This is a genomic window from Streptomyces sp. NPDC058308, from assembly GCF_042880275.1.
Lineage (GTDB): Bacteria > Actinomycetota > Actinomycetes > Streptomycetales > Streptomycetaceae > Streptomyces.
Map to the genome: position 1 here is coordinate 137,361 of NZ_JBHVZA010000022.1, position 26,093 is coordinate 163,453.

25 protein-coding genes are annotated in these 26,093 nt (G+C 70.7%); 17 read left to right on the forward strand and 8 right to left on the reverse strand.

From position 1 onward, the window contains the following. Window positions 1–11 precede the first annotated feature (11 nt). Window positions 12–965, forward strand: a complete 954-nt coding sequence (locus ACFVYL_RS27350) for an N-acetylneuraminate synthase family protein (RefSeq protein WP_389720273.1) — start codon at window positions 12–14, stop codon at window positions 963–965. Window positions 966–994: 29 nt separating this feature from the next. Beyond that, window positions 995–2,104, forward strand: a complete 1,110-nt coding sequence (locus ACFVYL_RS27355) for a hypothetical protein (RefSeq protein ID WP_389720276.1) — start codon at window positions 995–997, stop codon at window positions 2,102–2,104. 20 nt (window positions 2,105–2,124) lie between these two features. Here the strand turns inward: ACFVYL_RS27355 and ACFVYL_RS27360 are convergent, their stop codons facing one another. The 4 genes from ACFVYL_RS27360 to ACFVYL_RS27375 all read right to left on the reverse strand — a co-directional run bounded on the left by ACFVYL_RS27360 (window position 2,125) and on the right by ACFVYL_RS27375 (window position 4,802). Then, window positions 2,125–2,571 (reverse strand): protein-tyrosine phosphatase family protein, encoded by a 447-nt coding sequence (locus ACFVYL_RS27360; RefSeq protein WP_389720279.1) that lies wholly within the window; start codon window positions 2,569–2,571, stop codon window positions 2,125–2,127. 9 nt (window positions 2,572–2,580) lie between these two features. Then, window positions 2,581–3,492: a glutaminase gene (locus tag ACFVYL_RS27365; RefSeq protein WP_389720281.1), complete on the reverse strand. Its 912-nt coding sequence runs from the start codon at window positions 3,490–3,492 to the stop codon at window positions 2,581–2,583. A 255-nt stretch (window positions 3,493–3,747) separates the two neighbouring features. Then, entirely contained in the window at window positions 3,748–3,933 is a 186-nt protein-coding gene (locus tag ACFVYL_RS27370) for a DUF397 domain-containing protein (RefSeq protein ID WP_389720283.1), read from the reverse strand. A 14-nt stretch (window positions 3,934–3,947) separates the two neighbouring features. Further along, window positions 3,948–4,802: a helix-turn-helix domain-containing protein gene (locus ACFVYL_RS27375; protein WP_389720286.1), complete on the reverse strand. Its 855-nt coding sequence runs from the start codon at window positions 4,800–4,802 to the stop codon at window positions 3,948–3,950. Between the two features lie 231 nt (window positions 4,803–5,033). Between ACFVYL_RS27375 and ACFVYL_RS27380 the strand changes: the two genes are divergently transcribed. Further along, entirely contained in the window at window positions 5,034–5,519 is a 486-nt protein-coding gene (locus ACFVYL_RS27380) for an ATP-binding protein (protein WP_389720289.1), read from the forward strand. 1,117 nt (window positions 5,520–6,636) lie between these two features. Here ACFVYL_RS27380 and ACFVYL_RS27385 read toward each other — a convergent pair. Then, window positions 6,637–7,869 carry a serine hydrolase domain-containing protein gene (locus tag ACFVYL_RS27385; protein ID WP_389720292.1) on the reverse strand — a complete coding sequence of 411 codons (1,233 nt, stop codon included), beginning with the start codon at window positions 7,867–7,869 and terminating at the stop codon, window positions 6,637–6,639. Window positions 7,870–8,125: 256 nt separating this feature from the next. On the opposite strand from ACFVYL_RS27385, the gene ACFVYL_RS27390 reads away from it, so the two are divergent. The 11 genes from ACFVYL_RS27390 (at window position 8,126) to ACFVYL_RS27440 (ending at window position 19,910) form a co-directional block, all read left to right on the forward strand. Beyond that, entirely contained in the window at window positions 8,126–8,668 is a 543-nt protein-coding gene (locus tag ACFVYL_RS27390; RefSeq protein ID WP_389720295.1) for a hypothetical protein, read from the forward strand. 131 nt (window positions 8,669–8,799) lie between these two features. Then, on the forward strand, window positions 8,800–10,044 hold the full coding sequence (locus ACFVYL_RS27395) for an amidohydrolase (RefSeq protein ID WP_389720346.1): 1,245 nt from the start codon (window positions 8,800–8,802) through the stop codon (window positions 10,042–10,044). A 266-nt stretch (window positions 10,045–10,310) separates the two neighbouring features. Then, the gene (locus ACFVYL_RS27400; RefSeq protein WP_389720348.1) at window positions 10,311–11,369 is read left to right on the forward strand and encodes a BMP family protein; all 1,059 of its coding nucleotides are present in this window, start codon (window positions 10,311–10,313) and stop codon (window positions 11,367–11,369) included. Window positions 11,370–11,611: 242 nt separating this feature from the next. Continuing rightward, entirely contained in the window at window positions 11,612–12,664 is a 1,053-nt protein-coding gene (locus ACFVYL_RS27405; RefSeq protein WP_389720297.1) for a BMP family protein, read from the forward strand. Window positions 12,665–12,899: 235 nt separating this feature from the next. After that, window positions 12,900–14,480, forward strand: a complete 1,581-nt coding sequence (locus ACFVYL_RS27410) for an ABC transporter ATP-binding protein (protein ID WP_389720350.1) — start codon at window positions 12,900–12,902, stop codon at window positions 14,478–14,480. Next, complete coding sequence (locus ACFVYL_RS27415) at window positions 14,477–15,634, forward strand: ABC transporter permease (protein WP_389720300.1); 1,158 nt, start codon at window positions 14,477–14,479, stop codon at window positions 15,632–15,634. The genes ACFVYL_RS27410 and ACFVYL_RS27415 overlap by 4 nt, the downstream gene beginning before the upstream one ends. After that, window positions 15,631–16,893, forward strand: coding sequence for an ABC transporter permease (locus ACFVYL_RS27420; RefSeq protein ID WP_389720302.1), 1,263 nt, complete (start codon window positions 15,631–15,633; stop codon window positions 16,891–16,893). The genes ACFVYL_RS27415 and ACFVYL_RS27420 overlap by 4 nt, the downstream gene beginning before the upstream one ends. After that, window positions 16,890–17,291, forward strand: coding sequence for a cytidine deaminase (locus ACFVYL_RS27425; protein WP_389720304.1), 402 nt, complete (start codon window positions 16,890–16,892; stop codon window positions 17,289–17,291). The genes ACFVYL_RS27420 and ACFVYL_RS27425 overlap by 4 nt, the downstream gene beginning before the upstream one ends. 120 nt (window positions 17,292–17,411) lie before the next feature. Further along, window positions 17,412–18,689, forward strand: coding sequence for a thymidine phosphorylase (locus ACFVYL_RS27430; protein WP_389720306.1), 1,278 nt, complete (start codon window positions 17,412–17,414; stop codon window positions 18,687–18,689). A gap of 180 nt (window positions 18,690–18,869) precedes the next feature. Further along, on the forward strand, window positions 18,870–19,454 hold the full coding sequence (locus tag ACFVYL_RS27435; RefSeq protein WP_389720309.1) for a Uma2 family endonuclease: 585 nt from the start codon (window positions 18,870–18,872) through the stop codon (window positions 19,452–19,454). 66 nt (window positions 19,455–19,520) lie between these two features. Beyond that, entirely contained in the window at window positions 19,521–19,910 is a 390-nt protein-coding gene (locus ACFVYL_RS27440; RefSeq protein WP_389720311.1) for an STAS domain-containing protein, read from the forward strand. On the opposite strand, the gene ACFVYL_RS27445 is transcribed toward ACFVYL_RS27440, so the two are convergent. Together ACFVYL_RS27445 and ACFVYL_RS27450 are read right to left on the reverse strand one after the other, a co-directional pair. Then, on the reverse strand, window positions 19,821–20,804 hold the full coding sequence (locus ACFVYL_RS27445) for a sigma-70 family RNA polymerase sigma factor (protein ID WP_389720313.1): 984 nt from the start codon (window positions 20,802–20,804) through the stop codon (window positions 19,821–19,823). The two genes, ACFVYL_RS27440 and ACFVYL_RS27445, sit on opposite strands and share 90 nt — an antisense overlap. 112 nt (window positions 20,805–20,916) lie before the next feature. Next, on the reverse strand, window positions 20,917–22,218 hold the full coding sequence (locus tag ACFVYL_RS27450) for an MFS transporter (protein ID WP_389720316.1): 1,302 nt from the start codon (window positions 22,216–22,218) through the stop codon (window positions 20,917–20,919). A 62-nt stretch (window positions 22,219–22,280) separates the two neighbouring features. On the opposite strand from ACFVYL_RS27450, the gene ACFVYL_RS27455 reads away from it, so the two are divergent. After that, window positions 22,281–23,309, forward strand: a complete 1,029-nt coding sequence (locus ACFVYL_RS27455; RefSeq protein ID WP_389720319.1) for a LysR family transcriptional regulator — start codon at window positions 22,281–22,283, stop codon at window positions 23,307–23,309. Between the two features lie 46 nt (window positions 23,310–23,355). Here the strand turns inward: ACFVYL_RS27455 and ACFVYL_RS27460 are convergent, their stop codons facing one another. Further along, window positions 23,356–24,120: an alpha/beta hydrolase gene (locus tag ACFVYL_RS27460; protein WP_389720322.1), complete on the reverse strand. Its 765-nt coding sequence runs from the start codon at window positions 24,118–24,120 to the stop codon at window positions 23,356–23,358. 102 nt (window positions 24,121–24,222) lie between these two features. Between ACFVYL_RS27460 and ACFVYL_RS27465 the strand changes: the two genes are divergently transcribed. Next, complete coding sequence (locus tag ACFVYL_RS27465; protein WP_389720324.1) at window positions 24,223–25,392, forward strand: adenosine deaminase; 1,170 nt, start codon at window positions 24,223–24,225, stop codon at window positions 25,390–25,392. Between the two features lie 183 nt (window positions 25,393–25,575). Beyond that, entirely contained in the window at window positions 25,576–25,956 is a 381-nt protein-coding gene (locus ACFVYL_RS27470) for an ATP-binding protein (protein ID WP_389720326.1), read from the forward strand. The last annotated feature ends 137 nt before the right edge of the window (window positions 25,957–26,093 follow it).

Sequence of the window (26,093 nt, forward strand, 5' to 3'; positions counted from 1 at the left end):
ACAGTTCTGCCATGAGCTCCATCACCCCCATCGACGCCACCTCCCGCCTGCGCCGCTTCGGTTCGAAGACGGCCGGTCCCGGTCAGCCCGTGTACATCACCGGCGAGATCGGCATCAACCACAACGGCGACCTGGAGAACGCGTTCGCGCTCATCGACGTGGCCGCCGACGCCGGCTGCGACGCGGTCAAGTTCCAGAAGCGCACCCCGGAGATCTGCACCCCGCGCGACCAGTGGGACATCGAGCGCGACACCCCCTGGGGCCGCATGACGTACATCGACTACCGCCACCGTGTGGAGTTCGGCGAGTCCGAGTACCAGGCCATCAGCGAGCACTGCGCCAAGCGCGGCATCGACTGGTTCGCATCGCCGTGGGACACCGAGGCCGTCGCGTTCCTGGAGAAGTTCGACCTGCCCGCCCACAAGGTGGCCTCCGCCTCCCTCACGGACGACGAGCTGCTCCGTGCCCTGCGCGCCACGGGCCGCACGGTCATCCTCTCCACGGGCATGTCGACCCCGAAGCAGATCCGCCACGCGGTAGAGGTGCTGGGCTCCGACAACATCCTGATGTGCCACGCCACGTCGACGTACCCGGCCCAGGCCGAGGAGCTCAACCTCCGCGTCATCAACACCCTCCAGGCCGAGTACCCGAACGTCCCGATCGGCTACTCCGGCCACGAGACCGGCCTGCAGACCACGCTCGCCGCCGTCGCCCTCGGCGCCACCTTCGTCGAGCGCCACATCACCCTCGACCGCGCCATGTGGGGCTCCGACCAGGCCGCCTCGGTCGAGCCGCAGGGCCTCACCCGCCTCGTCCGTGACATCCGCACCATCGAGGCGTCCCTCGGTGACGGCGTCAAGAAGGTCTACGAGTCGGAGCTCGGCCCGATGAAGAAGCTGCGCCGCGTGGCCGGAGTCGTCGCCGAGAGCGAGAACTCCGCGGACGCCGAGCCGGTCGCGGTCTGAGCCTCTTACCGGGAGACGGACACCCAACGATGAGCCCCCGAGTCGGCCGAGGCGCCGACACCACAGCCGCGCCGGCCGGTGCGGACTCCACGCTCGCCTTCGTGGAGAGCCCGGTTCAGCTGCTCAACGTCCTGGAGTGGGCGCACGCCGCGGCCGCGACCGGCCCGGCCGGGGGCCTCACCGTCGTCGTCCTCTCCCCGAACGACCCCATGACGCGTGGCCAGCTGCGCCGCATGGCGCAGCTGGCCCGCGACGAGGGCGTCGAGGTCCGCTGGGAGGAGGCGCGCGGCGGCGCGTCGGCGCCGTTCCACACCGTCGGAGGCCTCACCGGCGCCCTGCGCAGAGCCGACCGGGTCGTCATAGGCGACCCGTTCTCCCGCTACGTGCAGCTCCTGCTCACCATCACCCGGGCCCGCTCCCTGGTCGTGGTCGACGACGGCACGGCCACCATGGAGTTCATCTCCCAACTGGCCCACGGCGAGCGGCTCCAGCGCTGGCACCGCAAGGGCGGCAGACCGGGCCCCCGCGACCTCCTCTTCGCCCCCGTCTCGGCGTCGGCACGCCGCCGCCTCACGCCCGGCGGGACGCGCACCGTGGAGGTCTTCTCCTCCATGCCGATCGACAGCGCGCCGCAGGGCGTGACCGTCTCCGTCAACGCCTTCGCGTGGACGAGGGAACGCTTCGGCCCGCCCCGCATCACGCGCGGCGCCGACCTGGTCGGCACGTCCCTGGTGGAGACGGGAGTGGTCGACCCGGACCACTACGTGGAAGCGGTCCGCGCCCTCTCCCTCGCCCACGGAGCCAACCGCTACTTCGCCCACCGCCGCGAGAGCTCCGAGAAGCTCCACCGGCTCGCGGTCGAGACGGGTCTCCAAGTGGTCCGCCCGGACCTCCCCCTGGAACTCATCGCCCGTCGCGGCCCCATCGGCCGCACGATCCTCAGCTTCCCCTCGACGGTCGTCCACACCCTGCCGCTCGCCCTGGCGGGCACGGAGGTGAAGGTGGCGGTCTGCGACATCGACCCGGCCTGGCTCACGGAGACGGCGTCCCCGCGCGCGCAGGGGTTCCTGTCGGGCGTGACGGGGACGGCACGGGACGTGCACCGCCTGACGTCGGTACGGCACGCGGCCCCGGCGTAACGAAGGACGGCTACGGGGGATTACGGGGTGAAGCGGGCCACGTAACGCCGCTGCCACGGGGTCTCCACGGCGCGCCGGTCGTAGTGCTCGCGTACGAAGGCGACGGCCTCCGCGGCGGGCACGCCGTCCAGCACGGCGACGCAGGCCAGCGCGGTCCCGGTCCGGCCGCGCCCGCCCTCGCAGGCGACCTCGACGCGCTCGTCCGCGGCCCGCTCCCACACCTCGCGCAGCAGCTTGCGCGCCGCCTCCCGGTCAACGGGCAGCCGGAAGTCGGGCCAGCGCAACCACCGTGCCTCCCACGGGACTTCGGCGGGCTGCTTCCCCAGCAGATACACCCCGAGACCGGGTACGTCCCCCTCGGGCAGTGGCCGCCGCAGCCCGCGCCCCCTGACGAGCCGCCCGGAGGGCAGCCGCAGTACGCCGGGTGCGCCGGGCCGCCAGGTCGGTGCGCTGCCGTGATCGGTCATGGGCGGACTCTAGAACACCGACCAGCCGGTCACGCTGGTGAAGTGGTCGAGCGCCGCGACACCCGCCACGGAGTTGCCGTACGCGTCCAGGCCCGGGCTCCAGACGCACAGGGTGCAGCGCCCCGGGATCACCGCGACGATGCCGCCGCCGACGCCGCTCTTGCCCGGCAGGCCCACGCGGTAGGCGAAGCTGCCCGCCGCGTCGTACGTACCGCAGGTGAGCATGATCGCGTTGACCTGTTTCGCGGCGCGCAGCGGCAGCAGGCGCGTGCCGTCGCCGCGGAGTCCGTGCCGGGCCAGGAAGGCGCCCGCGAGGGCGAGGTCGCGGCAGCTCATGCTGATCGCGCACTGCCGGAAGTAGTGCTCAAGGACGGTGGCGACGGGGTTGTCGAGGTTGCCGTAGCTCGCCATGAAGTGCGCGAGGGCGGCGTTGCGGTCGCCGTGCTCGGCCTCGGAGGCGGCCACCTCCGGATCGAAGGAGACGTCCGGGTTGCCGCTCTCCGCGCGCAGGAACTCCAGCATCGTCGTACCGGCGTCCCCGGTGAGGCTCTGCAGCCGGTCGGTGACGACCAGCGCACCGGCGTTGATGAACGGATTGCGCGGAATGCCGTTCTCGTACTCCAGCTGGACCAGCGAGTTGAAGGGGTTGCCGGACGGCTCCGTGCCGACCCGGTCCCAGATCCGCTCGCCGCCCTCCGCGAGGACGAGGGCGAGGCTGAAGGCCTTCGAGATGGACTGCACGGAGAACGGCACCTCCCAGTCACCGACCCCGTACACCTCCCCGTTGACGTCGGCGACGGCGATACCGAACCGCTCGGCGTCGACGTCCGCGAGCGCCGGAATGTACCGGGCCACCTGCCCCCGGCCCACCAGCGGCCGGGCGAAGGCGGCGACTTCTTCGAGAACGGCCTGGTAGTCCACAGCGTGAGCCTTCTGCAGGTACGACGCGACCGTTTCATCCTGAAAAGCCGCTGGTTACGGGGGTATGTCGTCGGTCCCCCCCCAGGATAACGCGTGCCTGGACGCCCGGCCTCGACGGCGGAGGCTACCGCTGCCGACCATCCCCACGTGCGCGAGCGGGGTCCCGGAGTGCGTGACCACGGGGCGCAGGCGGTGTCGCCCGCGCTCGCTGCCCCCCGTTCAGGGCGCGAGCTTTGCTCCGGAAGCGCGTGGCCGTCACGGGCGCACCCGGCCCTTCAATGTGCCTATCAGGGCGCCGAGTTGGACTCTGGACGTGGTGAGGGCGACTTCAGGGTCGTCGCTTTCGCGGAGGCGGATCGTTCCGTCGGGGGCGGTGGCGATGTTGACGCAGGAGGAGGCCTCCTGGCTGTACGTCGACTTCTGCCAGGCGAGTTCGGTCATGGCGGAGTGGGTTCCTAGGCTTCTTGAAGGAGCTGGGCGATGAAGTCACGGGACTTGACCGGTGCGAGTGCGGCACGCTCCATGCGGTCCAGGACGAGGCGATAGCGCTCCAACTGCGCAGGGGCGTCGATGAGTTCGCCTCCGTGGTCAGTGTCGAGCTGGACCGTGTCGAGTTGCCGCACCGAGCCGTGGAAGTAGTCGATGCCCTGGCCCGACGTGTGGAACGGGCCGCTGTCGAAGGGAACGACAGCGAGGGTGACGTGGTCGAGGTCACCCATGTCGATGAGGTGGCCCAGCTGATCCCGTACTGTCGCCCGGTCGCCGAACCGCATCCGCAGAGCCGCTTCGTGGATGATCGCCGTATAGGGCGTGGGCCGGTCACCGTGGAGTACGGCCTGGCGCTTTACGCGGTGGGAGACGCGGTGTTCGATCTCGTGCGGCTTCAGCTGAGGAACGGTCTGCTCGAAGAGGGCTCGTGCGTGCGCGTTCGTCTGGAGGAGGCCCGGAATGTTGATGATCTGGGCGACGCGCATCCGTGCTGCGTGATGCTCCAGCTCAGTCAGGTCCAGCATGCGCGGTGCCAGGATCTCCCGGTACTCCTCCCACCAGCCGCGCCGCCGTTCGCCGGGCATGGCGGCGAGGGCGTCGACCAGCTCGCTGTCCGTGCAGTCGTAGTGGCCTGCGAGCGCGCGCACACGGTCACCGCTCACGCCGTAGCGTCCTGCCTCGATGTTGCTGATACGGGACTGGGGGACGCCCAGGAGTGCCGCCGCTGCCGTGACGCTGAGATCGGCGCGCTCGCGCAGTCGGCGCAGTTCGGTACCGAGGCGCCGTCGACGCACCGTCGGCAGGGAACTCGGCTCGGGCATCAGCTGGTCTCCTCGTCCGCGCACACGTTGCATGGGTACCTCACACGAGGGAATAAGGTCTGCATTCCTCGTTGGTCATGGAATACAGACCACGTTACGCCCTACTGTGTGGCTCGACCCGCTCAACTGCCCCGCCCCGTAACCCGGAAGCGCACCGCACGCAAGACCCGCGGCATGCCACCGCCGAGCGCACGCAGTGAGCGAATCGAACTCCGCCCCCGAGGAGGCGACATGGCAACCGTATCCCCGCCCCACACCTGGTCGTACGCCCTTCACCTGCCCCACGACCCCCGGGCGCCCCGCATCGCCCGCATGACGTCCCGTGCCGTCCTGCCCGCGTACGGGTTGGCCGAACTCACGGACGTGGCCGAACTGTTGACGTCCGAGCTCGTCACCAACGCCTACCGGCACACCGAAGGCCCCGCCGGCCTGCGGCTGCGCGCGACCGAGGACCCGTACGGGCTGCGGGTCAGCGTGTGGGACACCGACCCGTACATCCCCGCCCCGTTCGACAGGCCCCCCTGCCGACGCGGCCCCCTGCGTGCCGTCCCGCACGAGGCCGTCGGCGGGCGGGGGCTCGCGCTCGTCGCGCAGTGGGCGCAGGCGTGGGGCGGATACCTGCTCGGCGACGACCTCTTCGGGCCGGGCGGCAAGCTGCTGTGGTTCGAGCTGAGGCTGCCGGAGAGGGGGTTGCCTTCGGTGGGCCGGTGTCTTTGATGGTCACCGGGGCCGCCCGGTTTTTTGCGGAGTGTGGCGGTTCCGGGCCGGGAGTAAAGGGCGCTCCCTTCGGTCGCGTCGGCTGCGCCGATTCCGCTGCGCTCCACCCTTGACTCCCGTCCCTCCACCGCACGTTGACCTTTGCCCCGGACGGCCAGGGTGGGGCGGCGGGCGGGCCTAGGAGGGTCATCCCCTTTCGCTGCCGGGTGCGGTCCGGCCCATCGTGGGCGGGTGCCCCGGTTCGCGCTCGGCCAGCCGCGCGGCCGCGCTGCTCGGGTCATCGGCTTTCGCGGCCGGGTGCGGATCGGTCCATCGTGGGCAGGTGCCACGGTCGGTGCGCGCCGGCAGGCACCCGGACCTTCCACTTTGGGGGGGCATGGGTCATCAACTTTTTCAAAGTTGCGAAGGGGTGTGCCGCGCGCCCCCCGCCATGCTCAATGCGCCGTCAGTTGTGCGAGCCCGCTGGGCCAGAACCTCGTGTTGGGTGGTGTCTGCGGGGGCGTGCGGGGCGTGACCCGGGGGCGCACGGCGACCCCCTTCGCAACTTTCAAAAAGTTGATACCCCGTCCCCCCCAGAGACGTGACTCGATGAGCCGAGCGGCTGACCGAGCCGCAACGGTGACGGTCACCGACGATGGGCCGGACCGCACCCGGCAGCGAGAGCCGATGACCCGAGCAGCAAGGCCGTGCGGCTGGCCGAGCGCGAACTGGGGCGGTCGGCCACGATGGGCCGGTCCGCACCCGGCAGCGAGAGGGGATGGCCCGAGCGGTGAGGCCGCGCGGCTGGCCGAGCCGTGAACTGTGACGGTCGGCCACGATGGACCGGACCGCACCCGGCAGTGAAAGGTGATGACCCTCCTAGGCCAGCCCGCCGCCCCACCCTGGCCGTCCGGGTCAAAGGTCAACGTGCGGTGGAGGGACGGGAGTCAAGGGTGGAGCGCAGCGGAATCGGCGCAGCCGACGCGACCGCAGGGAGCGCCCTTTACTCCCGGCCCGGAACCGCCACACTCCGCAAAAAGCCGGGCGGCCCCGGTAACCAACCGGTGCGGGCAAGCCGCAGCCTCCGTCCCTGACCGGCCCGGGGCCTAGCCCCGCGACATGAGGTGGCCCAAGGGCATCACGGCGTGCGGCCGGACGCCTCGTCGCACAGCGCCTTCTCCACGACCCCGTCCACGCGACCCCTGGCCACCTCGTCGTTCAGCTGCATCGTGACCGCGACGTTCGCCGCGCGGCCATCGTCCGTGGCGCCGCCCCGCGTCTCGTAGCCGGGGAAGCTGCCGCCGTGGCCCCAGTAGAGGCCTCCGCACGGCAGCGGCTTGCTCACGAGGCCCAGGCCGTAGCGGGCGCCGTCGCCGAACGTGGCCTCGGCCGGGACCGTCCTGCGCATCTGGGCGAGCTGGGCCCGCGGCAGCAGGTCACCGTCGAGGAGCGCGGTGAAGAAGCGGTTGAGGTCGGAGTTCGTGGAGATCAACTGGCCCGCCGCCCAGCCCCAGGAGGGGTCCGTCTCCGTGACGTCCAGCAGGGGCGCGTCCGCCGAGGTCCGGTAGTAGCCCTTGGGGTGCGGGCCCTTGATGGTCGCGTCACGGGGGGCCGGGAAGTAGGTGTGGTGCAGGCCGACGCGCTTGATGATGCGCCGGTCCATCTCCTCGGCGAGGGAGTGGTGGGTGACCTTCTCGATGATGAGGCCGGCCAGCACGTAATTCGTGTTGCTGTACTTCCACTTCTTCCCGGGCTCGAATTCGGACGCATGCTGCAGTGCGATGCGAACGAGCTCGTGGGGGGTGAAGTACCGGACCTCTTCGCCCAGGTAGTTGCTGTAGTTGGGGAGGCCGCTGGTCTGCTGCAGGAGCTGGCGGACGGTGATGCGGCGGCCGTCGTTGCCGTTGCCGCGGACGAGCCCCCGCAGGTAGTCGTCCACCGGGGCGTCGAGGCGGACCTTCCCCTCGGCGACCAGCTGCAGCATGACCACCGCGGTGAACGTCTTGGTGTTGCTGCCGATCCGCACCCGGCCGTCCATGGGCACCTTCGCGCCGGTCGCCACGTCGCCGACCCCCGCCGTGTAGTTACGGGTGCGGCCGTCGATGTCCTTGGTGCCCGCGAGCGCACCGGGCGCGTCACCGGCCCGCACCAGCGCGTCCAGGCCCCGCTGTACGGAGCCCGGTCCGGTGGTGGCGGACGCAGCGGACGCAGCGGACGCGGATGGCGTGGCGGACGTGGCGGAAGCGGCGGACGGGGCCAAGGCGCCGATCGTCAGGGCGCCGACGGCCGCCGCGGCCGCGACCGATACGGTTCTGCGCCGACCGCCGCGCCGCCGGGACGAACGGAACGTCTGCGATGCCTGCTCACGCACGGGCCAACTCCTGAGGATCGGGTGCATTGACGGGGAACCAGTGGCACAGGGGCTGTGCCGGGTCCAGCGTGTCCGGAAGTGGACCTCCGGGACGATCCCGCTACCCGCCCGGTCCCGGGTAGGGCTAACCCCCGGTGCTCCCCACCGTGCTCCCCACCGCCCTCCTCACGGTGCGGCCCGCCTCCCCCGTCCGGCGGACCCCGACAGCCCTCCGAGATGACGCGCCGTCGCCCGCCCCGGCGGCAGCATCGCACCCATGCCGAAAGTCACCGCTCTTCCCGGCGTCCCGCGCTGGGCCGCTCTCGCCGCGCACGCCGTACCCCTCGCCACCCTGCCCTCGGGGCTGTGGCGGGTGGCCCTCGTCGCCGGACTCCCCGTGGCCGCGGAGCCGCAGCGGGGCGCCGGTGAGGCCGCGTACATCCTGATGCTCAGCGTCGTATCGGAGGGGCTCGCGCTCATGACCCTCGGGCTGGTGCGGGGGTGGGGCGAGGTCGTGCCGCGGTGGATACCCGTCATCGGAGGGCGGCCCGTGCGGCCGCTCGCCGCCGTCGTGCCCGCCCTGTCCGGCGCCGCCGCGCTGTTCGGAATCCTGGCGTGGGCCTTCTACGCTCAGAGTGCCGGCCTCGGAGAGGGAAGCGGAGGCAGAAGCGGAGAGGGAGGTGTCACCGGGAGTGTGGACCAGACAGCCGTCCTGGTCGCGTGCTACGCCCCGCTGATCGCCTGGCCGCCCCTGCTCACGGCGGTCGCGTTGGCCTATTACAGGCGTCGCACGACTTACGCATCCCCCGAGACGGCGTAAAAGTTTACCCATCGCGACCAACGGTCATGCGCCACGCGGCCACATTTTCTTCCCCTATCGGGCTGAACTTTTGTTGATCGTGGGTCAGTTGACCGGTCTGTCGCCTTACCCTTCAAAGGGTGAACCAACTGATGTCCCGTGCGTCCGAAGAGGTGTCCGACGACGTGTCCGAATCGGAGTCCGCGCCGGCGGGCATGCTCCCCGGCGCGCTGCCCGAAGAGCTGCGCGCCGAACTCGTCGCCTTCCGCCGCGACTTGCACATGCACCCCGAGCTCGGCAACCAGGAGTTCCGTACCACCGCGGCCCTCAAGGCCCGGCTGGAGGAGGCGGGCCTCAGGCCCCATGTGCTCGGCGGCGGCACGGGGCTCATCTGTGACATCGGCACCTGGGACGGCGTACGGCCCATGCTCGCCCTGCGCGCGGACATCGACGCGCTGCCGATCCCGGACACCAAGCTGGGCGTGGACTACCGCTCGACCGTGCCCGACCGCGCCCACGCCTGCGGCCACGACGTGCACACCACCGTCGTCCTCGGCGCCGGACTCATCCTCGCCGAGCTGGCCGCCCGGGGAGAGCTGCCGCATCCCGTGCGGCTGATCTTCCAGCCCGCCGAGGAGGTGCTGCCGGGCGGCGCGACCGACGCCATCGAGTCGGGCGCTCTCGACGGCGTCGGCAAGATCGTCGCCGTGCACTGCGACCCCCGCGTCGACGCGGGCCGCATCGGGCTGCGGCACGGCCCCATCACCTCCGCCTGCGACCGCCTCGAGGTCTCGCTCGCCGGGCCCGGCGGGCACACCGCGCGCCCGCACCTCACCACCGACCTCGTCACCGCCGCCGCGAAGGTCGCCATCGAGGTCCCCGCTCTGGTCGGCCGCCGCGTCGACGCGCGCTCCGGGCTCTCGCTGACCTGGGGCCGCATCGAGTCGGGCCACGCGCCGAACGTCATCCCGCAGCACGCCGAGCTCTCCGGGACCGTGCGCTGCCTCGACCTCGCGGCCTGGCGCGACGCGGCCGACCTGGTGCACGGCGCCGTCCAGGAGATCGCCGACCTCTACCGCGCCAAGTCCGAGATCAACTACATCCGAGGAGTGCCGCCCGTCGTCAACGACCCGGTGATCGCCGACCTGTTGGGCGATGCCATGGCCGCGCGGCGCGGCGCGCGGTCCGTCGAGGACACCGAGCAGAGCCTCGGCGGCGAGGACTTCTCCTGGTACCTGGAGCGGGTGCCCGGCGCCATGGCCAGGCTCGGGGTGCGCAAGCCGGGGGAGCGGACCGTACGGGACCTCCACCAGGGCGACTTCGACGTGGATGAATCCGCGATCACCGTCGGCGTCGAACTCTTCACCGCCGCCGCTCTGTTGGACGCCGGGCGGTAGGGACGGCTGGTTCGGTAGGGCCGGTTGTGTACGACCCGTTCACGTGGACACAACCGGCCCTCGGCATGAAAAGCACCGCGAAAAGCACGAAGAGGTAACAGCACCGCGAAAACCCGTTCCCCTCGCTTTCTACGCGCGTTAATGTGCGCCGAAATCAGCGCCGTACGCGGCGCGTTGACGATCAAGGGGTGCTTCCTGTGCGTCGTCTCTCTTCGAATTCCCGGCGTCTTCGGCCGTCCCGTGCCCGGAATGCCCGCGCCACCCACATCACCGCGACGCTCGCCGTCCTCGCGCTCGCCGCCGCGGGCTGCGGCAAGACCAGCAGCGAGGCCTCGCAGGACGACGACGGCAAGGACAAGGGCTCCACGGGCTCGTCGTCGTACAAGGCCAAGGGCATCGGTCTCGCGTACGACATCGGCGGCCAGGGCGACCAGTCCTTCAACGACGCCGCCTACGCGGGCTACACGAAGGCCCGCAAGAAGTTCAAGATCGGCGGAGTGGACATGGAGCCGGGCGACGGCGAGTCCAGCGCCGACAAGGTCCAGCGCCTCGAACAGCTCGCCAGGCAGGGCTACGACCCGGTCGTCGGCGTCGGATTCGTCTACGCGCCCGCGGTGCAGGCGGCCGCCGAGAAGTTCCCCAAGACCACCTTCGGGATCATCGATGACAACACCGTGAAGGCGGACAACGTCGTCGACCTGGTCTTCCACGAGGAGCAGGGCTCCTATCTGGCGGGTGTTGCCGCGGCCGAGGTGAGCAAGGCCAAACACGTCGGATTCGTAGGAGGCGTGGACATTCCGCTCATTCACAAATTCGAGGCCGGATTCGTCCAGGGCGTGAAGTCGGTCGACCCCGAGATCAAAATCGAGAAGCGGTATCTGACCGAAAAGCCCGAGGAGGGCGGATTCTCCAGTCCGGACCGCGGACAGAACGCGGCGAGCGGACAGATCGAGGCGGGCGCGGACGTGATCTATCACGCCGCGGGACTGTCGGGTCAGGGCGTCATCCAGGAGGCCGGCTCGCAGAAGGTCTGGGCGATCGGCGTCGACTCCGACCAGTACAGGCAGAAGGCCCTCGCCAAGTACAAGCAGTACATCCTCGGTTCCGCCTTCAAGGACGTCGGCGGCGCGGTGTACGACCTGACGAAGTCGGTCGTCGAGGGCAAGCCGATGAAGGGCGAACAGCGCTACGACCTGAAGTCCGGCCGCGTCGGATTCTCCGACTCGAACCCGAAGTACGCCGCGATGAAGGACGTCGTCGCCGCCGTGGAGAAAGCCAGGAAGGACATCATCGGCGGAAAGGTCGAGGTGAAGATCGTCCCGTAGCGCGCGGTCCTGAGACGTTTTACGTAGTACTTCTTGCGGCGACTGGGCACCCCCTCCGAAGGGGGTGCCCACCCGTCGTTCGGGCACTCGACACCCGGTGGCCACAGCTCGATAACGGACCGGACAGAAGGGTTCTTATGTCAGGTCTACGCGCGTTACGCTGCGGCGAAATCAGCGCCAGGTGAGGCGCTGATGCGTGCTTGTACGTGCTTGTGCTTGCTTGACTCAAGGAGTTCGTCTCTATGCGCCGGGTGTCTCGAATAGCTGTCGCGGGCGCCGCGACCGCCGCTCTTGCGGTAACCGTCTCCGCCTGTGGTGGCACGTCCAGCGACGCCGCCGCGAGCAAGGACGACAAGAACAAGGGCATCGCCATCGCCTACGACGTCGGCGGCGCCGGCGACCAGTCCTTCAACGACGCCGCGACCGTCGGCATGAAGAAGGCCGCCAAGGAGTTCAAGACCGGCGAGAAGGCCGTCGAGCCGGTCGACGGCGAGTCCGACGCCGACAAGGCGCAGCGCCTGACGCAGCTCGCCAAGCAGGGCTACAACCCGGTCATCGGCGTCGGCTACGCCTACGCGCCCGCCATCAAGGAGGTCGCGGCGAAGTTCCCGAAGACCACCTTCGGCATCGTCGACGACGAGACGGTCAAGGCCGACAACGTCTCCGACCTGGTCTTCAGCGAGCAGGAGGCGTCCTACCTGGCGGGCGTCGTGGCCGCCAAGTCCTCCAAGTCCAAGACCGTCGGCTTCGTCGGCGGCGTGGACGTCCCGCTGATCCACAAGTTCGAGGCGGGCTTCGCACAGGGCGTCAAGGACACCGACCCCAAGGTCAAGGTCGTCAAGCAGTACCTGACCGAGAAGGCCGAGGACGGCGGCTTCTCCAGCCCCGACAAGGGCAAGACCGCCGCCCAGGGCCAGATCGAGAAGGGCGCCGACGTGGTCTACCACGCCGCGGGCCTCTCCGGTCAGGGCGTCATCGAGGCAGCCGCCGCCAAGAAGGTCTGGGCGATCGGCGTCGACTCCGACCAGTACAAGCAGGACGCGCTCGCCAAGTACAAGAAGTACATCCTGACCTCGGCGACCAAGGACGTCGCGGGCTCGGTCTACAACCTCGCGAAGGCCGTCGAGGACGGCAGCGCGAAGGGCGGCGTCGTCCGCGCCGACCTCAAGTCCGGCGGTGTCGCGCTCGCCGGCTCGAACCCCGAGTTCCAGAAGATGAAGGACGTCCAGGCCGCGCTGAAGAAGGCCGAAGCGGGCATCAAGGGCGGCAAGATCAAGGTCAAGACCACGCCGTAAGGCACGGCGCACGGCCGCCTTGCCGACTGCCGTAACGGCAGCGTGATTCTCGTGCAACGGGGTGTGGGGGACGATGGTTCACCCGCGCCCCGTTCGCGCGGGCCACATCTCAACACCCCCTGCAACGAGGCGAATTCGTGCAGGGACTTCCCGGTAGTAGCAGGGGCACTGCGCGCGTAGGCGGCCCCTTTCCTTCAGGCCCTTCAGGCCTTCTGGCCCCCGAGGAGAGTGCGCCATCGACGCGTCCACCAACCCTCCGCCCGTCGCCGTCGAACTCGTCGGCATCACCAAGCGGTTCCCGGGCGTCGTGGCCAACCACGACATCCGCCTGACCGTCCGCAAAGGCACCGTGCACGCCCTCGTCGGCGAGAACGGCGCGGGCAAGTCGACCCTGATGAAGATCCTCTACGGCATGCAGAAGCCGGACGAGGGCACCATCACCGTCGACGGCGAACAGGTCGCCTTCGCCAGCCCCGCCGATGCGATCGTGCGCGGCATCGGCATGGTGCACCAGCACTTCATGCTCGCCGACCAGCTGACGGTCCTGGAAAACATCGTGCTCGGCAGCGAGAAGCTGCACGGCATCGGCGGCGCCGCCCGCCGCAAGATCGCCGAGATCTCCGAGCGGTACGGCCTCGGGGTGCGCCCCGACGCGTACGTGGAGGACCTCGGCGTCGCCGACCGGCAGCGCGTGGAGATCCTCAAGGTCCTCTACCGCGGCGCCACCACGCTGATCCTCGACGAGCCCACGGCCGTCCTCGTGCCGCAGGAGGTCGACGCGCTCTTCGACAACCTGCGCGAGCTCAAGGCCGAGGGCCTCTCGGTCATCTTCATCTCGCACAAGCTGGGCGAAGTCCTCTCCGTGGCCGACGACATCACCGTCATCCGGCGCGGCACGACGGTCGGCACGGCGATCCCGGCCGAGACGACGCCCCGTCAGCTCGCCGAGCTGATGGTGGGCAGCGAACTGCCCACCCCCGAGACGGCGGAGTCGACGGTCACCGACCGCGCGATGGTCGAGGTCGAGAGCCTCAAGCTGCTCGCCGGGGGCGAGGCGGGCCGCGCGCTGCTCGACGACATCTCCTTCACCATCCACGAGGGCGAGGTCCTCGGCATCGCGGGCGTCGAGGGCAACGGCCAGACCGAGCTGATCGACGCGCTCATCGGCCTCAAGCACGCCGACTCCGGCGTGATCCGCATGGCGGGCGAGGACATCACCGCCGTGCCCACGCGCAAGCGCCGCGAGGACGGCATCGGGTACATCCCCGAGGACCGCCACCGCCACGGCCTGCTGCTCGAATCCCCGCTGTGGGAGAACCGCATCCTCGGCCACGTCACGGAGCGGCCGAACGCACGGGGCTTCTGGCTGGACCCCAAGGGCGCCCAGGCCGACACCCGCCGCATCGTTGAGGAGTACGACGTCCGTACGCCCGGCATCGACGTGACGGCCGCCTCGCTCTCCGGCGGCAATCAGCAGAAGCTGATCGTCGGCCGCGAGATGAGCCACAAACCGCGCTTCCTGATCGCCGCCCACCCCACCCGCGGCGTGGACGTCGGCGCGCAGGCGCAGATCTGGGACCAGATCCGCGAGGCCCGCCGCGAGGGCCTCGCCGTACTGCTGATCTCCGCGGACCTGGACGAGCTGATCGGCCTCTCCGACACCCTCCGCGTGATCTACCGCGGCCGGCTCGTCGCGGACGCCGACCCGGCCACCATCACGCCGGAGGAGCTGGGGTCGGCGATGACGGGTGCCGCCTCCGGTCACCTGGAACACCCCGAGTCCGGTGACGGCTCCGAGGAGGACGAGACCCGATGAAGAAGTTCGACAAGGAGCGCGTGCTCCTCGCGGTGGCCGGACCGGTCATCGCCCTGATCGTGGCCGTGGCGCTGACCTCGGTCGTGCTGCTCGCCTCGGGCAAGAGCCCGATCGAGCCGTACACCCTGATGCTGAAGCAGATCTCCTACTCCGACGTGCAGGTCCTGACCGTCAACCAGGCCGGGATGTACTACCTGGCGGCGCTCGCGGTGGCCATCGGCTTCCGCATGAACCTGTTCAACATCGGTGTGGACGGCCAGTACCGCCTCGCCGCGATGGTCACCGCGGTCGTCGGCGCGCACGTCGCGCTCCCGGCCGCCCTGCAGATCCCGCTGCTCATCGTGGTCGCCATGTTCACCGGCGCCTTCTGGGCCGGCATCGCGGGCATCCTCAAGACCACCCGCGGGGTCAGCGAGGTCGTCGCCACGATCATGCTCAACTCCATCGCGACGAGCGTCATCGGCTACCTCACCCTCACCGACAACTTCGGCGTCCCGGTCGGCAACAACCAGACCACCGGTGTGATGGAGAAGTCCGGCTGGTTCCCCGGCATCAAGCTGGCGGGCGGCGAGGTCTACGGCTTCGTGTTCGTCGCCGTCGCCGCGGGCGTCCTGTACTGGCTGGTCCTCAACCGCACCCGGTTCGGCTTCGACCTGCGCGCCACCGGCGCCTCCGAGTCGGCCGCCGCGGCCTCCGGCGTGAACGCCAAGCGCATGGTGTTCACCGCCATGCTGGTCTCCGGGGGAATGGCGGGCCTCGCGGGGCTGCCGATCCTGCTCGGCGACACCCACACCTACAGCCTCAGCTTCCCGGCAGGACTCGGCTTCACCGCCATCGGCATCGCGCTGCTCGGCCGCAACAATCCGGTCGGCATCGCGCTCGCCGCGCTGCTGTGGGCCTTCCTCGACAAGGCCTCGCCCGCCCTGGACTACGCGTCTCCGGTCGCGTACGACAAGGAGATCGCGGTGATCATGCAGGGCCTCATCGTGATCGCGGTCGTCGTCTCCTCCGAGTCCGTACGCCGCTGGGGCCTGCGCCGCCAGCAGCGGCGCGTCGGTGAGGAACTGGCCGCCGCCGCCCGGGCGAACGGCAACAACGGCAACAACGGCAACAACGGCAACAACGACTCCGTGAAGGAGGTGGCTGCCCGATGAGCACGGCATCCGTCGCCAAGCCCCCGGCCAAGCAGCCCGCGCCGGGCCGCCGCCGCGTCTCGCTCCCCGTCCTCCTGCTGATCATCGCGGGTGTCCTGGTGCTGACCTCCGTGGTCCGCATCGCCACCGGCGCCGACGGCATCACGTCCACCGGACAGATGTCGACGGCCCTCAAGCTCGCCGTGCCGATCGGCCTCGCCGGTCTCGGCGGTCTGTGGGCCGAGCGCGCGGGCGTCGTCAACATCGGCCTAGAGGGCATGCTGATCCTCGGCACCTGGTTCGGTGCCTGGGCGGGCTTCCAGTGGGGCCCGTGGGTGGGCGTCCTCTTCGGCATCCTCGGCGGCGCGCTCGGCGGCCTGCTGCACGCGATCGTGACGGTCACCTTCAACGTCAACCACATCGTCTCCGGTGTGGCCCTGAACATCCTCGCCCTGGGCGTCACGCGCTACCTCGCGACGTTTGCCTTCGAGGGCGAGGAAGGCGGTACGTCGAAGCAGTCGCCGCCCGTCGAATCCCTCGGGGACTTCTCGGTGCCGGGCCTCTCCGACTGGCTGATGGACCTCAACGGCAAGCACTGGTTCCTGGTCTCCGACCTCGCGGGCCTGCTCGGCGGCCTGTTCACCAACCTGTCGCCGCTCACCGTGGTCGCCGTCGCGATGGTGCCGCTGAGCTGGTGGGTCCTGTGGCGCACCTCGTTCGGCCTGCGCCTGCGCTCCTGCGGCGAGAACCCGATCGCGGCCGAGTCCCTCGGCGTCAACGTCTACAAGTACAAGTACCTGGCCGTGGTCATCTCCGGCGGGCTCGCGGGCCTCGGCGGCGCGTTCCTCTCGCTGGTCGCCTCCAACATCTACCTGGAGGGCCAGACCGGCGGCCGCGGCTACATCGGCCTCGCCGCGATGATCTTCGGCAACTGGATGCCGGGCGGACTCGCGCTCGGCGCGGGCCTGTTCGGTTACACCGACAGCCTGAAGCTCCGGGGTGGCGGCACGAACGTCCACGCGCTCCTGCTGCTCCTCGCGATCCTGCTGGTCATCGGCGCGGTCTACCTCGCCTGGCGCAAGCGGTACGTCCCCGCGGTGATCACCGCGGCCGTCTCCGCGCTGATGTTCCTGTGGTACGGCTTGACCGACGAGGTGCCCAACCAGGTCGTCACCGCCACTCCGTACGTGGTGACCCTGCTGGTCCTCTCGCTCTCCGCCCAGCGGCTGCGGATGCCGAAGGCGGACGGAATGCCGTACCGAAGGGGACAGGGCAAGTGACGTTCATCGCCGCCGACGCCGACTGGGACGCCCTGCGGGAGGCGGCGCGCGAGGCCATGTCCCGCGCGTACGCCCCGTACTCGGGCTTCCCGGTCGGGGCCGCGGCCCTGGTCGACGACGGCAGGACCGTCTCCGGCTGCAATGTGGAGAACGCGTCCTACGGCCTCGGTCTGTGCGCCGAGTGCGGCCTCGTCTCCCAGCTCCAGATGACGGGCGGCGGCCGCCTCACGCACTTCACCTGCGTGGACGGCAAGGGCGAGATCCTGATGCCGTGCGGACGCTGCCGCCAGCTCCTGTACGAGTTCGGCGGCGCGGAGCTCCTTCTGGAGACGTCGTCGGGCGTGCGGACGCTGGGCGACATGCTGCCGGACGCGTTCGGGCCCGAGCACCTCAACTGAGCGCAGGCCCCGCCCCCTTGGAGATCTTGGGTGCGGGGCCGCCTTCAGCTCCCGGCTCTATGCGCGTAGAGTCGCGGCATATCTACGTACGTACGCCGTTGTACTGCTGGAAGGACCGCCATGGACGTCATCTCTGTCATCCGGACCAAGCGCGACCGGGGCGAGCTCAGCGACGAGCAGATCGACTGGGTCATCGACGCGTACACGCGCGGCGCGGTCGCCGACGAACAGATGTCGTCCCTGGCGATGGCGATCCTCCTGAACGGCATGAACCGCAAGGAGATCGCCCGCTGGACCGCCGCGATGATCGCGTCCGGCGAGCGCATGGACTTCTCCTCGCTCTCCCGCCCCACCGCCGACAAGCACTCCACGGGCGGCGTCGGCGACAAGATCACACTGCCGCTCGCCCCGCTGGTCGCCGCGTGCGGCGCGGCCGTCCCGCAGCTCTCCGGACGCGGCCTCGGCCACACCGGCGGCACCCTGGACAAGCTGGAGGCCATCCCCGGCTGGCGCGCGCTGCTCTCCAACGAGGAGATGCTGAACGTCCTGGAAGGCGTCGGCTCGGTCATCTGCGCGGCGGGCGACGGACTGGCCCCCGCCGACAAGAAGCTGTACGCGCTGCGCGACGTGACCGGCACGGTGGAGGCGATCCCGCTGATCGCCTCCTCCATCATGTCCAAGAAGATCGCCGAGGGCACGGGCTCGCTGGTCCTCGACGTGAAGGTCGGCACGGGCGCGTTCATGAAGAACCTGGACGACGCGCGCGAACTGGCCTCCACGATGGTGGAACTGGGCACCGACAGCGGCGTCCGCACGGTGGCGCTGCTCACGGACATGTCGACGCCGCTGGGCCTGACGGCGGGCAACGCGCTGGAGGTCCGCGAGTCCGTGGAGGTCCTCGCGGGTGGCGGCCCGGCGGACGTGGTCGAACTGACCCTGGCGCTGGCCCGCGAGATGCTCGACGCGGCGGGCCTCAAGGACGCCGACCCGGCGAAGGCGCTGGCCGACGGATCGGCGATGGACGTATGGCGCCGCATGATCGCGGCGCAGGGCGGCGACCCGGACGCGGAGCTGCCGGTGGCGCGGGAGCGGCATGTGGTCACCGCGCCGTCGTCGGGTGTCCTGACCCGCCTCGACGCGTACGACGTCGGCGTCGCCGCGTGGCGCCTGGGCGCGGGCCGGGCCCGCAAGGAGGACGTGGTCCAGGCGGGCGCGGGCGTCGAGCTGCACGCGAAGCCGGGCGACTCCGTCGAGGCGGGGGCGCCCCTGATGACCCTGCACACGGATACGCCGGAGCGGTTCGCGTACGCGGTCGAGTCGGTGGAGGGGTCGTACGACATCGCGCCCGCGGGGACGGAGTTCTCGCCGGGGGCGATTGTGCGGGGGCGGATCGGCTGAGAGCTCGGCTCTGCGGGTGCTCTGCCGTCCGCGGGGGTGTGGGGGTTGCTCGCGCAGTTCCCCGCGCCCCTGGCGGGGCCCTGACCAGGGCGTACTCGTACGGGTGAACGGGATCGGTGGACCGCCGCCGGTCCCGTTCGGCATGCTGGGATCGGTGACGCACCGAAAGAGGAGACCGCCATGAGCGCACTCACCGTGGACCACGACCCCGGCCGGGACTGGAACGACCTCGTCCGGCTCCGGGAGGAGATGGAGTGGCCCGAGGGCAGCAAGGTGGAGATCATCGAAGGGGTCATCACTGTGTCGCCCAGTGCTGCCAATGGCCACAATCTCGTCGCGCAGCGAGTGCACCGCCTGCTGTACTCCGTGCTTCCGGATGACTGGGGTGTCTTTCAGACGCTGTCCGTCGCTGTGCCGTCGAAGCTCGGGATGTTCATCCCCGACCTCGTCGTGATCCCACTGACAGACGTCGAACCTACACAGACGTACGTTCCGGCCGGCGCCGCCGAGCTCGTCGTCGAGGTGACTTCTCCCTCCAACGCCCGACACGACCGCATCAGCAAGCCCGCCGCCTACGCCACCGCAGGCGTCCCCCTCTACCTCCTCATCGACCGCTGGGCCCCCGGCGGCCCCACCATCACCCTGTACGGCGAACCTCGAGGCGACGTCTACCGAGTCCTGAGCGCCTGCAAGTTCGGGGAACCCGTCAGGCTCCCCGAGCCCTTCGGCCTGGACCTCGACACCAGCGCGTTCCCCACGGACTGACGCGGGCAGGTCCCACCCCGGGCGCGATCACCGATGAGTTCCGCCCACCGCTCCGGTCAACCCTGCGTGGCCGATTCCCGAGAGCACCGAGAGCACCTCATCCGCATCGAGGGCCCCCTGCGCGCCGGCGACATTCCGTCCCTGTGCGAGCAGGTCGCCGCCGCCCGGCACGGACCCGGCGACGGCGCGACGAGCGACGTGATCTGTGACGTCTCCGCCGTCACCACCGCCGACCTCACCACCGTCGAAGCCGTCGCCCGCCTGCACCTCGCGGCCCGCAGGGCCGGGCGGCGGATCCGGCTCAGGAACCCCGGACCCGCCCTGCTCGCCCTCCTCGGGCTCGTCGGCCTGGTCGAACTCCTCGGACTAGTCGTCGAGACGGGGGGCAAGACCGAAGAGCGGGAACCACCGCTCGGTGTCCAGGAAGCAGTGGAAGCCGGTGATCCGGCCCGCTGAGATCTCGATGACCTGGATCGCCCAGGGCGCGAACCCGCCGTTGTCCGGGTCGGGCTTGTAGTGCGCGAAGCCCGGTGTGCCGTTCACATTCACCGGGAAGAGGCGGCTGTCGGCGCACGACGCGCCCATCGTCGACATGAAGCCCGTGATGTCCGCCGTACCGCGGAGCCACAGGTCGAACGGCGGCATCGTCATGATGGCGTCCTCGGCGAGCAGCGCTGTGAGCGCCGCCATGTCATAGCCCTCGAAGGCGGCGACATAGCGGTCGAGGAGCTTCTTCTGCTCCTCGTCCAGCGGGTCGGAGACGGCCGTGTCGTCCTCCGGACGCTCGGCGAGGGTGGCGCGGGCCCGCTGCAGCGCGCTGTTCACCGAGGCGACGGAGGTGTCGATCAGCTCCGCCACCTCGCTGGCCTTCCAGGCGAGGACCTCGCGCAGGATCAGCACCGCCCGCTGCTTGGGCGGCAGGCTCTGCAGGGCGGCGACGAACGCAAGGCGCACCGACTCCTTGGCCACCGCGGCCTCGGCGGGGTCGCCCGGCGTCGGCAGGATACGGGCGTCCGGCATCGGCTCCAGCCAGGTGTTGTCCGGGCGCGGGTTGAGCGCGGCCTGGGCCAGTGGGGCGGCGGCGGTCAGGTCCATGGGGCGGGCGCGGCGGTTGCCCGCGTTCAGCATGTCCAGGCAGACGTTCGTCGCGATGCGGTACAGCCAGGAGCGGACGCTGGAGCGTCCCTCGAACTTCTCGAAACTGCGCCAGGCCCGCACCATCGTGTCCTGCACGGCGTCCTCGGCCTCGAAGGCCGAGCCCAGCATCCGATAGCAGTACCCGGTCAGTTCGACCCGGTGCTTCTCCAGCGTGCCGTCCAGATCGGTCGTCGTCCCTGCGATGTCGCTCATCCCACCCACCCCTGCGCAATCCCGAGATGGGCCCGATGTGAGGCCCAACACATCGGAAGCTACCGCAGCCCACTGACAACGGCCCCCGGAGTGGGGAAACCCGCAGGTGCAATCAGCAGGAGCGGGCGAGGAGAGTGCGCCGTTCCCGCACGCGCGCGGCGTGCGAGCCCCACGCCGTCACCGACACGACGCCGAGCACCGCGAGGACGCCGAGGCCCACGGTCCCGGCCCAGCCGCCCGCGTGGAAGGCGACCGCGCCGAGCGTGCCGCCCGCGCTGGAGCCCAGGTAGTACGCGGACTGGTAGAGCGCCGAAGCCTGCGCCCGGCCCTCGGTCGCCGTACGGCTCACCGACGAGGAGGCGACCGCGTGCCCCGCGAAGAACCCCGCGGTGATCAGCACGAGCCCCAGCAGGACCAGGACAAGGGAGGGGGAGAGGGAGAGCAGCAGCCCGGCGGCCGTCGTGCTCACCGCCAGGTACAGCGCCCCGCGCCGCCCGAGCCGGCCCACCAGCTTCCCCGCGGCCGCCGACGACACGGTGCCGACGAGGTAGACCAGGAAGACCGATCCGATGACGCCCTGCGGAAGCGAGAACGGCGCCTCGGTGAGGCGGTACCCGATCACCGTGTAGACCGCCCCGAAGACGGTCATGAAGAGCGCGCCGATCGCGTAGAGCCGGCAGAGCAGCGGGTCCGACAGATGGCCGCGCACCGTGCGCGCGAGGGCCCGGGGGCTGAGCGGGCCCGGGGCGAAGTGCCGCGGCGCGGGCAGCAGTACGCGGAAGGCGACCGCGCACAGCACCGCGACGATGCCGACCACGCCGACCGCCGCGCGCCAGCCCCAGGCCTGCGCGACCCAGCCGGTGACGATGCGCCCGCTCATGCCGCCGATCGAATTGCCCGCGACGAACATGCCGATCGCGGCGACCAGCGCCTTGGGCCGCACCTCCTCGGCGAGGAACGCCATCGCGGAGGCGGGGAGCCCGGCGAGGGCGGCGCCCTGCACGGCGCGCAGCACGATCAGCACCTCGACCGAGGGGGCGAAGGGGACGAGGAGGCCGACGGCGACGGCGACGGTCAGCGAGGCGGTCATCACCGCGCGCCGCCCGAAGCGCTCGCTGAGCGCGCTCAGCGGCAGGACGAAGAGAGCCAGTGCGCCCGTCGCCCCCGACACCGTCCAGCTCGCCGTGCTCGCGCTCACGCCGAAGTCGGCGGAGACGAGGGGGAGAAGGGCCTGCGTGGAGTAGAGGAGGGCGAAGGTGGCGACCCCCGCGAGGAAGAGCGCGAAGCTCATCCGGCGGTAGCCGGGCCCGCCAGGGGTCATCCGGGAGTCGGGTGCCGGGGCGGAGGGGGAGGGTGACGACGGGGCGGGGGCGACCGCATGGGTGGCGGACGCCCCAGTACTGGCAGCAGGCATGCCACGAACGTACGGCCGGCTTTTTGATGCGTCCAATGCATGGAAACGCCATAATCCATTCCATGCAGCATCAGCACAGGTCACAGCCGCGCGTGTCACAGAACAGTGACCCGGAGGACATCGTGACGCTGCTCGCGCCACGCCTCGCCTACTTCGCGGGCGTCGCCCGCACCGAGCACGTGACGCGCGCCGCCCACCGGATGGGGATCCCCCAGTCGACGCTCTCCCGCGCACTCGTCCGGCTCGAACGTGACCTCGGCGTCGACCTGTTCGCCCGGCGCGGCCGCACGGTCTCGCTCACCCCGGCGGGCCGCACCTTCCTCGGCTCGGTCGAGCGGGCGCTCGGCGAGGTGGAGCGCGCCGCCGAGTCGGTGCGCGCGGACGCCGACCCGGAGTCGGGCAAGGTCGCCTTCGGCTTCCTGCACACCATGGGCTCGGAGACCGTGCCAGGCCTGATCCGCGCCTTCCGCGCCGACCATCCGCGGGTGCGGTTCAGTCTCGTCCAGAACTACGGCGAGGCGATGATCGAGCGGCTGCGCGCGGGCGAGCTCGACCTCTGCCTCACCTCGCCCGTGCCCGACGCCCCCGACCTGGTCGCCCGCCGCCTCGACGAGCAGCGGCTGCGTCTTGTGGTCCCCGACGACCACCGCCTGGCCGCGCGCAAGCGGGTCCGCCTCACCGAGGCGGCGGAGGAGGCGTTCGTGACGCTGGAGCCCGGCTACGGCCTGCGCCGCATCACGGACGACCTCTGCAGGGACGCGGGCTTCAGGCCCCGCATCGCCTTCGAGGGCGAGGAGGCGGAGACGCTGCGCGGACTGGTCGCGGCGGGCCTGGGGGTGGCGCTCCTGCCGCCACCGGCCGTACCGCGCCCGGGAGTCGTGGAGCTGACCGTGACGGGCCAGCGCGCGGTCCGCGAGATCGGCGTGGCCTGGCTGGGCGGCCACCCGGACACGCCGCCGGTGGCGGCGTTCAAGAAGTTCCTGCTGAGCAGAAAGGGACGGCTGCTGCACCAGTCGTCCTCTTCGCAGCCCGGCCCCGGCGCCTCCGCCGAGCCCGGTCCCGGCGGGATCTCAAGCCCGTCCGGCGATTGAGGACGAACTCGGCGAAGCCGGTGACGGACCGAGCCCCGTGGCGGGGTCACCTCCGAAGCGACTGCCCAAAGCCGGAGGCAAGAGGCATCCGCAACCCCAACGGCGGCGGCGCCGCAAGCGCGTCCTCCAGCGGCCGCGCGAAATCCGCCCCGAACAGCGTCCCCATCACGAAGTCCGAGGCCAGCGCCAGCACTTCGGACTGGTGCTGGTGCAGCCGGTGCCCGTCGGAGTGCACCTCGAACCGGCACACGTCCCGGTTCGCCTTCTTCGCCCGCTCGGCGAGCCGGAACGACAGCTCGGGGTCGGTCCGCTCGTCGTTCGTGCCGTGCACGATGAGAACCCGCCGCCCCGCGAGCTGCTTCACCGGTTCGGGCGGCGCGGCCACATCGTCCTCGGGCAGCCAGGGAGCCATCGCCAGAACGGAGTTGACCGCCTCGTGGCCGCCCGCGCGAAGCGCCGCACGGCCGCCCATGTCCACTCCGGCCAGGCAGACGGGGACGTCGCCGTAGAGACGTACGATCTCGTCCGCCGCCCAGGCCGTGTCGTGGGCGAGCTGCGCCTGCGCGCCGTTCCAGCCGCGGCAGCCGTAGTGCACGACATGCGTGGCGAGGCCCGCCGCGCGCCCGTCGTGGGCGAGCCTGCGCCCCAGCGCCCGCACGCCGGCGCCCGCCAGCGGTGAGGGTCTGCGCGTGGACGTCTCGGCGCCGCCGGGCAGCAGGAGCACCGCTCCGCTCACCGCCGAAGGTGCCGTTCCGATCACGCGCCCGAGCCTGGCCGCGCCCGCAGGCCCCGCGGTCCCGTCCTGTGCCATGACAGAACAGTGTCAGAAGCCATGGTGTACGCCACCCGTCCGCAGGGTCACTGTTACGTATCGACCAGTGAGTTCTACGCGCGTAGGCGCTAGAGTGCCGAAATGACGAGCCAGACACACACGACCGGTCACACGGACCGTGAAACGCCCAGCGCCGAACAGATCCGCCGCGCCCCGAAGGTGCTCCTCCACGACCACCTGGACGGCGGCCTGCGCCCCGGCACGATCGTCGACCTCGCCCGTGAATGCGGGTACGAGGGACTGCCCGAGACCGACCCCGACAAGCTCGGGATCTGGTTCCGCGAGGCGGCCGACTCCGGCTCCCTGCCGCGCTACCTGGAGACCTTCGCCCACACCTGCGCGGTGATGCAGACGAAGGACGCCCTCAAGCGCGTGGCCGCCGAGTGCGCAGAGGACCTCGCCGAGGACGGCGTGGTCTACGCCGAGATCCGGTACGCCCCCGAGCAGCACCTGGAGCAGGGCCTCACCCTCGAAGAGGTCGTCGAGGCGGTGAACGAAGGCTTCCGCGAGGGCGAGCGCCGCGCGAAGGCCAACGGCCACCGCATCCGCGTGGGCGCGCTGCTCACCGCCATGCGGCACGCGGCCCGCGCCCTGGAGATCGCCGAGCTGGCCAACCGCTACCGCGATCTCGGCGTGGTCGGCTTCGACATCGCGGGCGCCGAGGCGGGCTTCCCGCCCACCCGCCACCTCGACGCCTTCGAGTTCCTCAAGCGCGAGAACAACCACTTCACGATCCACGCGGGCGAGGCCTTCGGCCTGCCGTCGATCTGGCAGGCCCTGCAGTGGTGCGGCGCCGACCGCCTCGGCCACGGCGTGCGCATCATCGACGACATCAAGGTCGAGGAGGACGGTTCGGTCCAGCTCGGCCGCCTCGCGTCGTACGTCCGTGACAAGCGCATCCCGCTGGAGCTCTGCCCGACCTCCAACCTCCAGACCGGCGCGGCCACTTCGTACGCCGAGCACCCCATCGGTCTGCTGCGCAAGCTGCACTTCCGCGCGACGGTGAACACCGACAACCGCCTGATGTCGGGCACCAGCATGAGCCTCGAATTCGAGCACCTGGTCGGCACGTTCGGCTACACGCTCGACGACATGCAGTGGTTCACAGTCAATGCGATGAAATCAGCATTCATTCCTTTCGATGAACGACTGGCCATGATCAACGATGTGATCAAGCCCGGCTACGCCGAGCTGAAGTCCGAGTGGCTGTTCCGCCAGACGGTCTCGACCAGCGCTTCTGTCGGGAGCTGAGAAAAGGCGTCCGCCCCTGCGTGGCGCGTCGGCGGCCGGGAGTCCTGTACTCCCGGCCGCTTTCCTTTGCCCGCCAACCGTGATTGGGGCTGCGCACGGTCGTTGAACCGCCGAAAGACCCCCCTTCAATTCCGTGGCTCAACCCCGTCAGCTCAGACGCCAAGACACAAGGACGCATTGAAGATGAAGCAGTCTGCCGCCAAGACCCTCGGTGTCGCCGCTCTCGGCGCCGCTTTCGCCGCCACCGGTGCCGGTGCCGCGAACGCCGCCGCCGGAGTTCCCGACCCCACCACCGCCCTGGGCCCCGTCTCCTCGGTGGTGCCCGTCGGGGGCCTGGCCGGCGCCACCGAGTCCCTGGCCGCCGGACAGAACGCGCTCAGCGGCGGCCTGCAGGCCGCCCAGCCCACGCTCGCCAACACCGTCCCCTCGCTCCTCGGTCAGCAGAAGGCGGCCGGAAAAGCCGGCGCCCCCGTCAAGTCGGGCGACTCCAGCTCCCCGGTCTCGGGCCTGCTCGGCGGCCTGCCCCTGGGCGGCACCGGCATCAACGGTCTGCCGCTCGGCTGACCGGACGCGGCACGTACGCCGATGGGGCGCCCCTCACCAGAGGGGGGCCCCCGCCGCGGAAGGGGCCGCAGGGGGCCCCCGGCGGGGCGGGCGGGGGCGGCGGGGGGCGCAGGCCCCCCCCCCCGAGGGGAGTGTCG